Source organism: Kouleothrix sp. 19917 (assembly GCF_057073505.1).
The window spans coordinates 72,725-86,839 of sequence record NZ_CP097100.1 but is presented as its reverse complement, the minus strand read 5'-3'; the positions used below and the strand labels follow the sequence as shown (position 1 = coordinate 86,839).

Below are 14,115 nucleotides of genomic sequence, written 5' to 3'. Positions count from 1 at the left end.
GTAACCCTTTCTTTAGCTGCTACGCGACTGGGACGCCCAGGGTCGCTAGTTCCTGATTCATTAAGTCCAGTGATTCGATCACAATTTCATTCCAGGGCGGGGGCATCTCGCCGATCGATTGTCCATTCAGCGCGGTGCGGAGCGTTGCGATCGCCTCGGTCAGGCTCCCGGCTACCTCCAGGAGCTTCATCGCCGCGTCCGACTGGTCTTTCCGGTCACCGCCGGGGGCCGCGCCACCAGGAGCAGCGCCCTGGCTGCCCCCGCTTGCGCCTGCTCCGGGCACGATGCCGTTGCCTGCATGCCCGCCATCTGTTTTTTCCATCTCGTCTTCGTCGTCCACGTCCCCGTCCGTGCCGCCCGTGCTCTGCGGCCCCATCCACACCTGGCCGCGCGCCTCGCTCAGCGCGCGCTCCAGGGGATAGCCGCGCTCGTTGACTTTCCGCGCGATGCGGCGAACTTTTGATGCCAGGCTCGGGTCCGCCTTGATCGCCATGATCAGCGCGCGCTGATCCTCCTCGCCAAGGGTTCCCAGCGCCCGCAGCGCCGCGGCGGTCAGGTCAGTCTGCCGCGCGATCGCCTTGACCTCTTCAGAGAGCGAGAGCAGGCGCATGAGCTTCTTCAGGCTGGCCTTGTTCATCGTCAGCCCGAGCCGCTTCAGCGTCGCCATCTGGGTCACCTTCGGGCGCGAGCGCGCCCAGCCGGCCTCTATCAGCAGCGCGGTGAGCTGGGTGATGGTCGCCGACTGCGGCTGGTCGATCGCCAGGATGTCCGCAGCGGCGTCGTGCAGGCCCAGCGCGCGGGCGTTATCCATCAGCCAGGCGATCCCGATCGCGTCCGCCTCGTCGAGCGGGTGAACGTCTTTGCGCTGGAGGTTCTCCAGCAGGCCGCGATCGTGCGCCGCCAGCGGGTCCAGGCGCACATACACATCGCAGGACACCATCGCCCAGCCGGCCAGCTTGACCGCGCGCACGCGGCGATCGCCGTAAATCACGATGTAATCGTCCGGGCCTACCTGCTGGACCGCCGGCGCCTGGACCAGATCCGGCTCGGGGGTCGACTCCAGGCTGGCGACCAGACCTTCGAGATCTTCCTCGTCGTCCGCGCCAATCCCGCGCGGGTTGCGCTGCGTGTGGCGGATGCACGCGACGGGTATGACCATGCGTTTCGGCGCCGGTACACTCAGGCCCTCCAGAACCAACTCCGTCTCTTTGTCGGTTTTACGCGCCATAGCGGGCCTCCATCCGTCGCCAGAGGGCGACGCGCCCCGCCGCCAGCAGCCCTGGGCGCACTGATGCTCCGGCTGCCGTCACGGCAGCCGGAGCATTGGCTAGGGCAAACGTCGCCGTGCGGCTCATACCAGCTCCGTCAGCCCGAACGCCGCGCAGCGCTCCGCGATCTCGCCCCACAGCGCGCCGGCTTCGCGGATCTGTGTCTCGCTCAGCGCGACCGCGCCGGACCGGTCCAGCACGGTGATGACCGCCTCCAGGGCGCCGGTGAACTGGATGAAGTCGTCCGCGCCCATCGTGCCGTGGCCCTCAGGCGGGGTCTTGCCGCGCTCAGGCGCGGGCCGATCGGTGACCAGCTTCTGCGCGTTGCCCGACGGACCGGTCAGGAACGCCAGCGACGGGTCCGGCTCGAAATTGTCGCCCTTGCCACTGCCGGCGCCGGCGATCGGGGTAATCGCAAGATCGTCGTCCTCATCCGCGCCATCGAGATCGTTCAGCGACCCAAATCCGCCGATCTGGGCACCTGTCCCAGATGCCGCGGGCAGCTCAGGCTGCGCGTCGAGGACGTCGCGGAGCGCCTTGCCGACGTTGCCGTCGTCGATCGCCGCGGAGCGGTGCGCGTCTTCGACAACCTGCCGCTGCTCGTCGCCCGGGAGCTTGCCCAGGTCGGTCAGCGCGCGCAGGGAGGCGCCGCTGCCGATCAGCGACTCCAGCACATCCGGCTCGATCTGCTTCACCGGGGTCAGGATCTTTTTAATCTGCTGCTCGGAGAGCCGGCTCATGCCGACGCGCTCCAGCACCGCCTTCATCGGCACGCGCACCCTGCCGCTGCCGAGGTAGTCTTGCAGCATGGCGACGCCTGCCAGGCGGCACATCTCGTCGCGCAGCGCGACCATGCGCTCGACCGGCTTCTGGCAGCGCTCGAACACCCCCTCGATGATCGGCCCGCCATCGCCGCCCTGCTCCATCGCCAGGATCAGGATCTGGTCGGAGAAATACTCGGTGTACAGCGCGACGCCGAAGTCGGCCGGGTCCAGATCGGCGCGGTTGGTGTTCTCCAGGAGCTGCGTGCGGTGGATTGCGCGAAGCGTCTTCGCGGTCGCCAGCACACAGGGGACCGTCTCCATCAGGGCGTTCTTAGCCGCGCGGTAGCGCCGCGCGCCCTTGACGATCTTCCATTTCTGCTGCTTGCCGTCCATCACCGGCAGCACTTCGAGCGGGACGTGGATGCCTTCTTTGGCGATGCTCTCGTTCAGCGCCGCCTGCTTCTCGTCGTCGAACTTCTGGCGCGGCTGCGTCAGGTCCTCGATAAACAGATCGATTGGGATCTCCACCGGTGTGCTCGGAGATAGCTTGGAACGTGCTGCCATGTCGAATGTCTCCTTAGGTTGTTGGTTGTCAGTCTGCGAACGAATGTATCCTCGCCGGGCGCTCAGGCCCGCTCAAGGCCCACTTTTTACGTCTTTTTTACCTTTTTTGGTATGCCGCCAGCCTTACCAGATCGGCACGAAAACGGCTGGGGGATCGCGTTCCCCCGGTCGGCATCACCCCGCTTTTTCGCTTTCTGGTGCGGAATTATTGATATGGTTCACCCCGAGCGCGGCGGCAAGCTCGGCCCGCGGCGTGTCATACCAATTCCTGGTCAGCTCGGGTGCCGCCGCCAGCAGCCGCGCGCGCTGCGCGGAATCGAGAAATGGCGTGGTCGCGATCACATCATCCGGCCGTGGCCAGCGCTTCTCGCCCGCGAAATCGCTCAAGATCTGCTCGGCAAACGCGTGCCGGTCGGCCGCATCCGCGTGCGGCAGCAGCCGCAGCAGCGCCGTGAAGCGCGGCATCTCGGTGTAGTGCGTGTCCGGCAGCGCGAGCGCGCGCCGCTTCGCCTCGGCGTACGCCTGGTCGCGCGCCGCTCCCTCCAGACTTGGAATGAGCCCGGTCAGCGCGCGCTCCTGCACCTCCTCCGCGCTGCGGCCCCAGCTATCGTCATACCGCGTCCCGCTGAGACCGCGCGCCAATTCGAGCAGGCGCCCGCGCTCGGCGGCGTCGACGTGCGGCGCGAGCGCCACGATTGCCTTGGCGGTCGCCGCGGCGGTCTCCTCCTGCCGGCCGTCCTGCGTCAGGGCCAGCACCTCGCGCGCGACGTCGCGGGCCGTCTGCCCGGAGAGCCGCGGCAGCGCCGCGCCGATCGCCTGGGCACGCTCCGTGTCGCGGTTGATGCCGATCGCCACGTCGGGAGCGCCAATCCGGCGCGCCGCGTCCACGAACGCCCCCAGCGATTCCGCGGGCAGGTCTCTCACGAGCGCGCGCGCGAGCTTGGCCTGGGTAAACTCGTTCTGCTGGCGGCTGAACGCCGCGACGGCGATGTCGCCGAGGCCGTCCTCGGCCGCGTCCTGGGCCACCCAGCCCAGTGCGTCGTCGGCATTCGGCGCGCGCGCGGCGATGTCCAGCCGCGCCTCGTAGAGCGGGCGCAGATCGGCGCCGTCCGGCAGCACGCGCCGGGCGTCGCGCAGCACGTGGCTGGCCCAGAACTCGTCTCTGGCCGACATGGCCACAAAGCGCGCGTCGTCGACGCCGCCGTCGAGGTATGCCCGCGCCGCCACGCGCGCCAGCGCGCGTATCTGGCGCGTCCGCCCGATTCCGCCATCCTCCACCTGGCGCGACCAGTAGACCGCTTCTTCGAGCAGCTTGCGCCTGAGCCGCCCCGCATCCTGCCGCATAGCCAAGTCGCTGACGGCCGCGGCGCGATCGAAGGGTTCCGGCGCGCTACGGGCGGCGTCGAGTGTGTGCTGCGTTGCCGCGTCCAGCTCGCCCGCATACAACTCCCAGCGCGGCTCATCGTCCGGCCGGTCCGGGGTCGTCGCGCGCATCACCTGCCAGGTGCGGTCGTCCTCGTCGTCGCCGAGATCCCAGAACACCCAGCCCTCCGCGCGATCCGAGTCCCCGTCATAATCGCGCGGCACCGCCAGCGTCACGAACCAGTTGTAGTTGTGGTACCCCTCCGGCCGCGGAATGCGCATGCAGACACGGCCGCTCTCGACATTGCGCACGATGGCCCAGATCGGCAGCTCGCCCGGCAGGACCGCTCGCCCCTGCGGCTTGCCCGAACCCTCCAGCACGTGTCTGCGGTTCAGCAGGTCGAGCACGGCCGCATACCCCGTCCAGGTCGCGGGAAATGTGACCTGACGCTCGCCGGCGTCGTCGGGCATCTCGCCGTCGGGATCGACCTCCACAAGATCCTGTGGAAGAGGCGCGCCGGCCCACTCAAAGATGTAGCGCATTGCCCGGCTTTTCATCAGCGGCTCGACGTGCGCGCGATCCTCGTCGGTCAGGCCGCGCATGTTGCGCAGAAAGGTCTGGCGCAGCCTCTCGGCCAGCGCCGCGTCATCGCCGACGAGCGTGGTTAAGAGCGCGTCCGGCAGCAGCTCGGCCATTCGCCCCTCAGCCTCCACCCGGTACGTGGCGTTGGATTTCAGGATCGCCGGGCAGCGGTGATCGCCCCAGCGGTTGCCGCCGCCGCAGCGGTCGCAGCGCCGGACATCGCCCGCGCTGAGCGCGTCGTAGATCGCCGCCCAGGCCGCCTGACGCTGCGGCGGGACCTGGCCGTGTGTGGGCCGTCCGATCCCCGCCGCGTCGAACCACTCGAACAGCTTCTCCATCCTGCCGCGCCACTGGAGTTGTGTGGCGCGCGGCGCGTTCTTGTCCGCACTCGCCAACGTGCGATCGTAGAGCGACTCCAGGTCGTCCGCGGACGGGCCTTGGCCGCCGGTTCCATAACTCGCATGCGCGAGAAACTTTTTGCGCTTGGAGTCGCAGGACATCACCAGTCCTCCTCATCCAGGGCGTCGGCCGTGGCCTGCGCGCGCGCCAGCTCGGCGATCTCCTCCAGCGCCGCCGCATGCGCAGCGTCACCGGCGCCAAGCGCGGCAGCTATCGCCGGCGCCTGGCCCGCCTGACGGGCAAATCGACTAAAGTTCGCGTCACAGCTCACTAAAATGTCCTTGTACGTTGGTGCTGCGCGGACCAATATGCGGCGCGCTACACCAGCACGCCGTCCTCCTCGACTACCTCGACCGGCTCGATTTGCACAGGGCCGGCATCGCGGGCGGTCTGCCCTCCGCGCCGCTTGGCCTTCAGCACCGCGTCGAGGTCGGGGGTGACAGGCAGCGCGATGTCGCCGAAGCCAGGGTAGCGCTCAAGCACCTCGGCCCATGTCATAGGCGCAAGTACGGCGCTCTGCATCGTGTCGACGACGATATACTGGTCCGCGCCGCGCTGAAACAGGTGGTGGGGACCATAGAATGAAAGGAGGGTGGCGTTCGCCGGGGCAAGCTCGCGGAGGCGAAAATTACGCTGAAAGCAGCCTGGCCACTCTGGGTATGATGGTATCATGAACGTTTCCAAGCGAGCTGAATGCTCCAAACACTATCTCCAGGTAAGCGTAGGCGTCTGTTTGCTCGTCAGGCAAGCAAATTGAGAGAGACACTGGTACGCTGTGATGAGCGGCGATGCGGCCGGCTCTGTGTACATGGTTGTCATCAACAATCTGCGAGCAGCGCAGCCAATGCTGCCTGGCTTACCAGTCACATTTGTAGTAACCTCGCTTAGTCTAGCAATCAACAGGAAGTTTGTATCGCCGCAACTGTGCCATTTTCGCGCCCCCCCCTCCTACCGCGAAGTAGGACCTTTGGATAACTGAGCTGTTCTTCCGCTACAGCATGCGAAGAAGCGCAGAGGATAAGCGAGGCTAAAAACGCGGGGAGGGGGGTCTCATGAGACCCCCCTCCCCGCTGTTCGAGCCGCGCTCAGCACGGGGCGTTCTTGGCGTTGTGGCGACCTAACGCGGCCACAACAAAAACCCGGCGATCACCGCGACCGCGGCCGCGATCGGCTCGCCATACGGCCGCAACGGCTTCGGCAACGAGTGAAAGTCGGCCTGGCTGAGCGGGTAAAATAGGGGCAAGCCGGCAGGCGTCGGAAGGTCACCAAGTCCGTGCAGCACAACGCCCCAGACCAGCGCGGCAGGGATGATTGCCCAGGGACGCAGGCCCGTAAACCACAGGCCAGCCGCCAGCACCGCCAGGGCAGCACACGGAACGAGGCTGTGCGTCAGCCGGCGGTGGCCGCCGGCACCAACGCGGACCAGCCGCACGATAACATGGCCGAGCAGCGGGCCGAAAAAGCCCAGGCCCACCAGCGCGCAGACGACGGCCGCCACGAGCGGCTGGGTATGAATGACGCCGCTGGAGGCCAGAAACCACCCGACCGCGCCGAGCAGCGGCGCGCACGCCAGCGCGATCGCCGTCTTCGCGCGGCGCGCTATAAAGGAGCCAGGCTCGTCGATGTCGCTCAAGAGCGCGAGAAAGGCAGACCCGGCGACCAGGCCGGCCGTGGTGAGCGAGGCGGTCGCGCCCGGCGGCACAATGCTCGCCGGCCCGAGCTGCGCGAACGGATTTTGACTGATCGCAGTGGCATGTGGAACCATGTCGAGCAGGCGGGCAAGGCCCAGGCCGCCGACGGCGCCAATCAAGGCGTGGGTTCGATACGAGGACATAGGAACTCCTGTGTGAATGGCCTTCGGCGGCTATGCCGCGCAAAGGCGGGCTGCAATGCGACATCGTGCGTTCATAACAATTGGTTTTGGCCTGCTGCTGGGTCTCCTTCTGCGCATGCTTGCGGCGCCGCTAGGCCCGCTCGTCGCCGCCGGTCCCCTCGCCGGCTGCCTACTCTACGTCGTCGCCGACATGCTCCGCCCCGCGCCGTCAGACGGGAGCCGGATCACCGGCGACCTGGTCACCTTCTTCGGCGGCATCGGGCTCCAGATCGTCGCGATCGGCGCGCTCGCCATTCTTTACCCGGAGTGGCGAGTATGGCTCGGCGCGGCGGGGCTGGTCATCTTCCCGCTGTACACAGCCATACGGGTTGTCCTGGAGCGCCGCGGCGCACGCTAATCCTCTTCCCCGGCGGCGACCTGCCGCGGCAGGGTGGACAGCGCCGCGGCCAGAACGCGCGGGCCGGAGCCGGCGCCTTTCGGCACGACAAGCGCGAACAACATGTCAAGGCTATGGCCGGCCAGCGCCGGGTTCTGGGCGACCAGCGCGCGCGGCGTGGCGGTGTAGAGCACGCGGTGCGTGTCCGCCAGGCGGGGCTGTGCCGCCATCCAGAGCGCAAGATCGACGCCGGTGTGCGCGCGCATCCGGTACTCCATCACAACGGCGTGCGGCGCCGGCTCGTTCAGCAGGCGCGCGATTGCTTCGTCGTACTCCTGGACCAGCTCGGCGGCTTCCGCGCCGCCGTAGCGCCGCACGTCGCGGGTGAGCCGCGCGCCGAGTTCAGGGTTGTCCTCGACAATCAGGATGAGACTGTTATTGTGCATCTCAATGCTCCTTGCCGGGATGATGTCCCGGCAGCCAGACGGTGACCGTCGTGCCGCATCCCGGCCCGGCGGAGGCATAGCTCAGGGTTCCGCCCTGCTGCTCGATGATGCCGCGACTGAGGTAAACGCCGATCCCCATACCCTTCGTCCCGCGCGCCGAGGCCAGGCGTGTGAACGGCTGCCCGACCAGCGCCAGCGCCGTGGCATCCATCCCCAGGCCCGTGTCGGCGATAGTGATCACGACGCCATCCCTGCGTGCGCTGAGCGCGACGTCGACGCGCCGGTCGCGGCGGCGCGCCTGCCGGGTATATTTGACGGCATTCCCGACCAGGTTGGCCAGCGCGCGTTCGATACGCCACGCGTCGGCCGCGACCGGCGGCAGGTCATCGCCGGCGCTGAGCGACACCTCACAGCCGTACTGCTGCGCCTGTGCCTCGATCTGCTCGACCACGTTTCGCGCGACAGCCGCGGCGTCGACCGCGCGAATCTCCAGCGCAAGCCTGGCGTGGTCCAGCAGTGTCACGGTGTTCATGTCGTCGATCAGGTTCCCGATCACCCGGAACGACGCCACGACCCGCCGCTCGATCGAAGTTCGCTTCTCGTCATTCACGCCCAGCTCGGCCATGTCGAGCAGCACATCGTCGACCACCGCCTGCGCGGCCGCCAGCGCGTTGTTGATGTCGTGCGCGACGGACGCCCACTCGGCTTGCTGGATGGCCTGCGTGCGGCGAAGATCCTCGGTCGCCGCCCGGACGCGCTGCTCCAGCTCAGCGGTCAGGCGCACCAGCTCGGCATTCGCGGCGGCCTGGCCGCGCAGCGCGTGCTCCTTCACCCGCAGCGCACGGCCAAACAGCCACGACAGGCCCATCAGTGGCAGCGTCATCTCGATCAGGTTGACCATACCTATCTTGCTGAACTCCAGCACATCAGACGCACTCGCCCCGGCTGTCCAGGCGCGCAGCGCCAGCGCCGCGATCGTTGCGGCGGCGGCCAGCACGCTTGCGGGTGGCGGGAGAGTGAGCGCGGCGAGCGCGATCGGAAACAGAAACAGCGCGTGAATGACGACCGGCGGCCCGACATAGGTCGCCGGGTCGAAGCCGACGCCCATGCCCGCCGCGATGATCAGCGTCATCGCCAGGGCTCCCAGCGAAGAACCTCGGCGGGTCGGGATGACGCACAGCGCAATGACGAGCAGGATAATCGCGCTTGGTAGCGACTGGAGATGCCAGCTAATCCAGACCCCGCCCAGCAGCATCGGCGGCACGATAAGCAGCAGCCCGCGCAGGCGCGTTTGCTGTACAGGATCGTCTGTCCGCACGTCCAGCCACCACCAGAGAGCGCGGGCCGCGGCGCTCACAAAGCTGCGGGCATCGGTGCGCGCGCTCTTTGCCACGGCCTGCACCGTCCACGCGCGGTTCGTGTTTGTTTCATGAGCCATGTGCATGTGTATCCTCATCCGGGAGCGCGACTGGAAGAACACGCTCCCCTGGTTTGCAAAAGGCCGCCAGGCGCGCAACTATGCGACGCGCCCGGTCATTTCGCGCCGGCGACGTGCCCGCCGCCGACATACCCACCATCTCGCCATCCCGAGCGACACCACTCGCTGCCGACATACCTCACCGCTCGTCCCACTCGCCGCCGCACCACACCCCGTCCGGCTGGTGGAACGCGTTCTCCCACCGACCGCCGATATACCCCGTCGGGACTCTCCGGCTTCCCGACCGTCGCCTGCCGCCCACTGCGGCCTGCGCTCGGCTCGGTCGCTCCCTGCGGTCGTCGCTAGGGCTCCTCCCTGGGTCGCTCCCGTCGCCTGCACTCCGGCCGCGCGCCGCTCGGGCGGCGCAGGGAGCAGCGCACCCCGCGCGGGGTGCGAGCGCTGCGGCGCGCTGAGTCTCACTGCGATTCACTGCGACTCGCCGCGCCGTGGGGCATCGACGGCCTGCGATGCCGACCGCCGATCCGCGGGGACTGAATCGCCGAGTGGCGAACGCTGCGAGCGAGCGCAAGGGGAGAAGAAGTCGGCGGGCGCACCTGCATTGGGCTGCCTCAGACGCGCCTGACGGTAACACCGTCGCGCCCCCATTGTGCCCCCATCGCGTCCGCTTCGCGCCACCGGTCTCGCACGGCATCGCGCCCATCGTCGCGCCGCGATCGCGCCAGCCGCTCGGCCAAAAAAATCATGCCGGCGCTCCCGGTCTCCAGCCAGCCGTCATCTGCGCCCACTGTTCGACCGATGGAACCAGCCCGCCCAGCAGCGTCGTCTGCTGCGCCGGCGTATCTTTGACGGTGTAGTAGGTCCCCCAGAGCGCGCCGTGCTGGGGATGCTGCACGCGGGCGGTCGACGACAGAATCGCCGGCGTCTCAGGCCAGCCCCTGGCCCACGCCGCGGCGACGATGGGCCCGCGATCGCCGGGGGGCGCCAGGATGACGGGGCGCGGCGCGCCGCCGAACACCGCGGTATAGACCCCGCCCTGGCTGAAACGCGTATAGAGCTGCGCCTGCTCGATGATGGCCGCGGACGCGGCGCGCCCGTTATCAACCTCCAGTGCCAAGCGAACGACCCGGTACCGATCCTTCACGGTCTCGCCGTCGAACCAGGGGATCTGCCAGCCGGGCCTCATGTAGGACCGCTGCTGGGGGTCGAAGATCAAGGTGAGCACCGCGCCGATCGTCTGGCGGAACTCGCCGGCGACAATCGTCGGGCGGGCCTGGCACGTGACGCCGACGAGCATCGGCGCTCGCCGCGCCTCGTCGATCACTGACGCGCACCAGGAGCTGATCAGCATATCCGCGACCAGCGTCGCGTCGGCGGGGAGCGGCGCGCGCCGATCGCGCGCGATCAGGCGCTCGAACTCGCCGCCCTGCGGCTCAAGCTGAAGCCGCTCCAGTTCCGCTTTCCCGTCGGCCGTGAGCCCATACACATCGGGGGTGCGGATCGGGTGCGTGTGGCCGTCGGGCCGCGCGGTCGGGAGGGCAAAACCCGCCCTGCGCCAGATCAGATTGCGCTGGAGCAGGCGATTGGTGTAGCGCTGCACCGAGCGGCGCGCCGCGTCGGCAAAGACGAGCGCGTGCAGGACCGGCGCGTGCAGCACGCCCATCCTGCCCAGCGCGCGCAGCACCGCGGTTTCTCGATCCGACATCGGGAGGATCGCCTGGGATACCACAATGCGCTGGGGTGTCTGTCGGGTTAGTGTCGTCATAGAACCTCTGACTATCGCGCGTGCAGCGCGCCTGGTTATGTATTGGCCGAAACGTGCGGGCCATTCTGACGGCGTCGGGATGGCCCTCCCTGGGCGCAGCTCGCGTCTCATCAGGACGTCACCGTCCTCCCTGGGCAGGCAGAGCGGGCGTCCAGTTTGCGGTCAGGCGGCGCCACTCATCGAGCGTTGCGCCGAGATCGGCGAGGAGCGTGATCTGGCGCGCCGGGTTTTCCGCCATGGTGTAATACACCCCCCAGAGCGCGCCATGCTGGGGATGCAGCGCCTTCTGGAAGGAGCTGACGACCCCCGCGCCAGAGGGCCAGCCGTCGGCCCACTCGCGCGCGATCTGCACGCCGCGCCGCCCCGGCGGCGCCACCACCACCGGCAGCACGGGGCCGCCGAGCGTCCGGTCGTAGTGCCCGGCGTGGGTGAGCTGCGCGTACGTAACTGCCTTTTCCATCAGCGTCGCCAGCTTCTCCGTGCCGCGGTCCAGCTCGCACGCGAAGCGCAGCGTGCGGCGCGTGGCGTCATCTGGCAGCACGCGGTCCTCCCAGGGGATCTGCCAGCCAGGGCGCGCCTGCCGCTCGGGCAGCGTCACATCAAAGGTCAGCGCGACAAGGGCGTCAAAGCGCTGATACGCCTGGCCGCGCTCGTCCTGGGCGCTCACGTACTCAAGCTGGCAGCGGATGCCGCTGACGAGCGGGCAGCGCCGGGCGTGGTCGATCACCGAGACGCACCAGTCCACGACCAGCAGGTCGTGCGCGAGCTGCGCGGGCTTGACCTCCGGGGCTTTGTGGTCACGAACGATGAATGTGTCGAGCACGGCCGGGTCCTCTTCCGCGTACTGCGCCCGAAGCCAGTCGCGGCCCGCCGCGGTCAGCCCGTAGATGCATGGCTGGATCTCGCTCGGCATGGCGCGCTGGGCGCGCGCCGTGCTGGGCAGCTTGCGCGCATCGACAGGCGCGCGCCAGATGAGCCGATCCGCGTGCAGCGCGTGGAGCGTGCGCCACGCGGTCATTCGGTGCGCGGCATCTGGAAAAATCAGGTCGCGCACCCAGTGGCTCCCGGCAAACTCCAGCCGCCCCAGGAGCCGCAGCACATCGACCCGGCGATCCAGCGCTGGGCGCTTCTGTCGCAGCGCGCCCAGCGATGCGATGTCAATGCGCGCCACCCCGCTCATAGCTCCATACCACGGCTATCGCCGTCCTCCTCGCGCCGCGCCCCGCGGTCGTTCAGCAGCGCCGCGCGCTCCTCACGCATCTCGGCCAGCGTCGGCACGCGTCTGGCGACCGGCCGTGGCTGCTCGGGGAGAGGATCGGTGCGCGGCGGTGCCGCGGCCAGCTTGCGGGCATGTTCCTCGGCCGCCGCCCCACCGCTCACCGCCGGGGCCTCCGCGACAATGACGCCCGCCCCGGGCGCCTTCTCCGCCTTGCCTCGGCTGCTCCCGCCGCCGCCGCCTTTCTTCGCACCCTTCTTAGCCTCGGCCTCGGCCGCCTCTCGTTCGGCGCGGCGCTCGGAGGCCACCCTGGTCTCGTACAGCAGCGCGAACTGCATCGCCTCGGTCTCCAGCTTGGGCACGCCCGAGCCCAGCGCCGAGAGGATGCGGATGCGGTTCTCCTTCTGCATGATCCGCGCTTTCTCACCGGGCAGGTCCGGGTCCATCGGGATGCAGCCGGGGTAGTTGATGATGAACTGCCGCTGTGCCTCTCTGTGGGCGCGCGTGCGGGCGCAGAAGGCATCGTAGGACGCTGGGTTCCGCATGCAGAGAACGCCCAGCCGCTGCACGGCCTCGTCCCAGTTGACCCGCGCCAGCTCTTTGAAGCGGTCGATCGCGGCGTCGATCTCCTTATCGCGCCCGGAGGTCGCCGGCGCCCGCACGGTCTTCCAGTTCACATAGACCGGATCGGGCGGGTTCTCCTCCAGCGGCTTGGCCAGTGGCAGCATGCGCGCCGCGAACAGATTCCCCGCGCCATAGAGCTTGATGTACTGCTGCTTGAAGCGCGGCATGTTGACGAAATCGCTCTTACTCAGCCCGAGCGCGCCGTAGTCCGAGCCGTACTTGGTCGCGTCCATCAGCTCGGCGCCGAGAATGACTCTGTTTTGGGCATTACCGGCGAGCACTGGCATGATGTTGGCGAGCTGGTCGAGGTTCTGGTGGATGACCACCTGGCCGATACGGAACGCGCGGAGCTGGCTGAACATGATCGGCGCCATGCCCGGGTTCTGCCCGAACACGATCTGCGCCTCGTCGATAATCACCGGCCAGTCGGGGCGCTGCTCCTCGGGCACGTTCGAGCGCGAGAGCGCAGCCAGCACCATCTGCGTTAAGAGCAGCGTCGCCGCAATACTGGCGATCTGCCCCTCGGTCGCGCGGATGCCTGCGAGCAGAATGCCGCGGTTATCCATCAGCTTGCGCATATCAATCGAGCACCCGGGCGCGACAAGCATCGCCGACAGCTCCGGGAAGGTCAGCAACTGGTCGAGGCGGCGCTCGAACGAGGCGAGCGACGACTTCTGGCCCTCGGGCATCTCGGGGAAGCGCCGGTCCCAGAAGTCCTTGACCTGCATGGTCTTGATGCGCGAGCACACCTCGGCCCGGTAGTCCTCGTCGCCAAAGAAGCGGATCAGGTGCATCATGGTTGCGCGCGGCTCGCCCTCCAGGAGCGCTAAGACTCCCATGTTGGCGAACTGCTTGATACCGACCGCCTCGTCGAACTTGCTATCCAGCGTCGAGAAGATGCCCAGCACCGTCGAGGCGAGCTGCGAGGCGCGCAGCCCCAGACTGCGGCCGAAGGCCGGGCTGACCAGGTTCATCGAGGCGCGCAGATCCTCGCCGGTCAGGGTTGTCCCGCCCAGGTCGAGGATGGTCACGTCTTTCTCGCGGTTGAGCGGTATCAAGGGAAGGGTGGTGTTGACCAAATCCGTGCCCTTGCAGTCGACGGCCATAAATCCCGCGTTCGCCTTGAACAGCCCGGCGAGCAGGCTCGACTTGATCCATTCCGACTTGCCGCGACCCATTGGGGCGGTGATATGCATGACGTAGCGCAGGTCGGCATAATCGATGCCGATCGGCGCCCAGGTCCCGTCCGAGCGCTTGCCGAGCCCGAAGATCAGATTGCGCGGGTCGTCCGGGTTAACAAACGATTTGCTGGGCGCGTCGATCCAGCGGGCCATCACCCGCTCGATCCGGTCGCCGGTCGCCTCGGTCGGCGGGCTCCAGAGAGTAGCAATTTCTGCGGCGCTGAGCTTCATATCATTATCCCTAATACGTTTTTTCGTTGCCCTGCTGCCCGAAACAGCGTGTCGAGCATCCGCGGAG

At 68.0% G+C, this 14,115-nt stretch carries 12 protein-coding genes; 1 reads left to right on the top strand and 11 read right to left on the bottom strand.

The annotated features are described in order from the left end of the window. Nucleotides 1-19: 19 nt before the first annotated feature. From M1P90_RS35125 to M1P90_RS35100, 6 genes are all read right to left on the bottom strand, one after another. A complete protein-coding gene (locus M1P90_RS35125) occupies nucleotides 20-1,228 on the bottom strand; it encodes a ParB/RepB/Spo0J family partition protein (protein ID WP_483705612.1) in 1,209 nt (402 codons plus the stop codon). A 123-nt stretch (nucleotides 1,229-1,351) separates the two neighbouring features. Continuing rightward, nucleotides 1,352-2,596 (bottom strand): ParB/RepB/Spo0J family partition protein, encoded by a 1,245-nt coding sequence (locus M1P90_RS35120; RefSeq protein WP_483705610.1) that lies wholly within the window; start codon nucleotides 2,594-2,596, stop codon nucleotides 1,352-1,354. A gap of 174 nt (nucleotides 2,597-2,770) precedes the next feature. Then, nucleotides 2,771-5,041, bottom strand: coding sequence for a hypothetical protein (locus tag M1P90_RS35115; RefSeq protein WP_483705608.1), 2,271 nt, complete (start codon nucleotides 5,039-5,041; stop codon nucleotides 2,771-2,773). Beyond that, a complete protein-coding gene (locus M1P90_RS35110; protein WP_483705606.1) occupies nucleotides 5,041-5,211 on the bottom strand; it encodes a hypothetical protein in 171 nt (56 codons plus the stop codon). The genes M1P90_RS35115 and M1P90_RS35110 overlap by 1 nt, the downstream gene beginning before the upstream one ends. A 47-nt stretch (nucleotides 5,212-5,258) precedes the next feature. After that, nucleotides 5,259-5,612: a hypothetical protein gene (locus M1P90_RS35105; RefSeq protein ID WP_483705604.1), complete on the bottom strand. Its 354-nt coding sequence runs from the start codon at nucleotides 5,610-5,612 to the stop codon at nucleotides 5,259-5,261. Between the two features lie 445 nt (nucleotides 5,613-6,057). Continuing rightward, nucleotides 6,058-6,774: a metal-dependent hydrolase gene (locus tag M1P90_RS35100; protein WP_483705602.1), complete on the bottom strand. Its 717-nt coding sequence runs from the start codon at nucleotides 6,772-6,774 to the stop codon at nucleotides 6,058-6,060. 55 nt (nucleotides 6,775-6,829) lie between these two features. Here M1P90_RS35100 and M1P90_RS35095 point away from each other — a divergent pair, with 55 nt between their 5' ends. After that, nucleotides 6,830-7,171: a hypothetical protein gene (locus M1P90_RS35095; RefSeq protein WP_483705600.1), complete on the top strand. Its 342-nt coding sequence runs from the start codon at nucleotides 6,830-6,832 to the stop codon at nucleotides 7,169-7,171. Here M1P90_RS35095 and M1P90_RS35090 read toward each other — a convergent pair. From M1P90_RS35090 to M1P90_RS35070, 5 genes are all read right to left on the bottom strand, one after another. Continuing rightward, nucleotides 7,168-7,596, bottom strand: a complete 429-nt coding sequence (locus tag M1P90_RS35090) for a response regulator (RefSeq protein WP_483705598.1) — start codon at nucleotides 7,594-7,596, stop codon at nucleotides 7,168-7,170. The genes M1P90_RS35095 and M1P90_RS35090 overlap by 4 nt on opposite strands. A gap of 1 nt (nucleotide 7,597) precedes the next feature. After that, nucleotides 7,598-9,034 carry a sensor histidine kinase gene (locus tag M1P90_RS35085; protein WP_483705596.1) on the bottom strand — a complete coding sequence of 479 codons (1,437 nt, stop codon included), beginning with the start codon at nucleotides 9,032-9,034 and terminating at the stop codon, nucleotides 7,598-7,600. A gap of 739 nt (nucleotides 9,035-9,773) precedes the next feature. Continuing rightward, nucleotides 9,774-10,796 carry a hypothetical protein gene (locus tag M1P90_RS35080; RefSeq protein ID WP_483705594.1) on the bottom strand — a complete coding sequence of 341 codons (1,023 nt, stop codon included), beginning with the start codon at nucleotides 10,794-10,796 and terminating at the stop codon, nucleotides 9,774-9,776. 118 nt (nucleotides 10,797-10,914) lie between these two features. Continuing rightward, on the bottom strand, nucleotides 10,915-11,976 hold the full coding sequence (locus tag M1P90_RS35075) for a replication-relaxation family protein (RefSeq protein WP_483705592.1): 1,062 nt from the start codon (nucleotides 11,974-11,976) through the stop codon (nucleotides 10,915-10,917). Then, nucleotides 11,973-14,048 (bottom strand): type IV secretory system conjugative DNA transfer family protein, encoded by a 2,076-nt coding sequence (locus tag M1P90_RS35070; RefSeq protein WP_483705590.1) that lies wholly within the window; start codon nucleotides 14,046-14,048, stop codon nucleotides 11,973-11,975. Before M1P90_RS35070 ends, M1P90_RS35075 begins: the two co-directional genes overlap by 4 nt. Nucleotides 14,049-14,115: the final 67 nt, after the last annotated feature.

Excerpts from the sequence above, each read along its gene's own strand:
- M1P90_RS35125 (WP_483705612.1), bottom strand. The coding sequence starts at position 1,228 with ATGGCGCGTAAAACCGACAAAGAGACGGAGTTGGTTCTGGAGGGCCTG.
- M1P90_RS35115 (WP_483705608.1), bottom strand. The coding sequence starts at position 5,041 with ATGTCCTGCGACTCCAAGCGCAAAAAGTTTCTCGCGCATGCGAGTTAT.
- M1P90_RS35075 (WP_483705592.1), bottom strand. The coding sequence starts at position 11,976 with ATGAGCGGGGTGGCGCGCATTGACATCGCATCGCTGGGCGCGCTGCGA.
- M1P90_RS35105 (WP_483705604.1), bottom strand. The coding sequence starts at position 5,612 with ATGATACCATCATACCCAGAGTGGCCAGGCTGCTTTCAGCGTAATTTT.
- M1P90_RS35070 (WP_483705590.1), bottom strand. The coding sequence starts at position 14,048 with ATGAAGCTCAGCGCCGCAGAAATTGCTACTCTCTGGAGCCCGCCGACC.
- M1P90_RS35080 (WP_483705594.1), bottom strand. The coding sequence starts at position 10,796 with ATGACGACACTAACCCGACAGACACCCCAGCGCATTGTGGTATCCCAG.
- M1P90_RS35085 (WP_483705596.1), bottom strand. The coding sequence starts at position 9,034 with ATGGCTCATGAAACAAACACGAACCGCGCGTGGACGGTGCAGGCCGTG.
- M1P90_RS35095 (WP_483705600.1), top strand. The coding sequence starts at position 6,830 with ATGCGACATCGTGCGTTCATAACAATTGGTTTTGGCCTGCTGCTGGGT.
- M1P90_RS35090 (WP_483705598.1), bottom strand. The coding sequence starts at position 7,596 with ATGCACAATAACAGTCTCATCCTGATTGTCGAGGACAACCCTGAACTC.
- M1P90_RS35120 (WP_483705610.1), bottom strand. The coding sequence starts at position 2,596 with ATGGCAGCACGTTCCAAGCTATCTCCGAGCACACCGGTGGAGATCCCA.
- M1P90_RS35100 (WP_483705602.1), bottom strand. The coding sequence starts at position 6,774 with ATGTCCTCGTATCGAACCCACGCCTTGATTGGCGCCGTCGGCGGCCTG.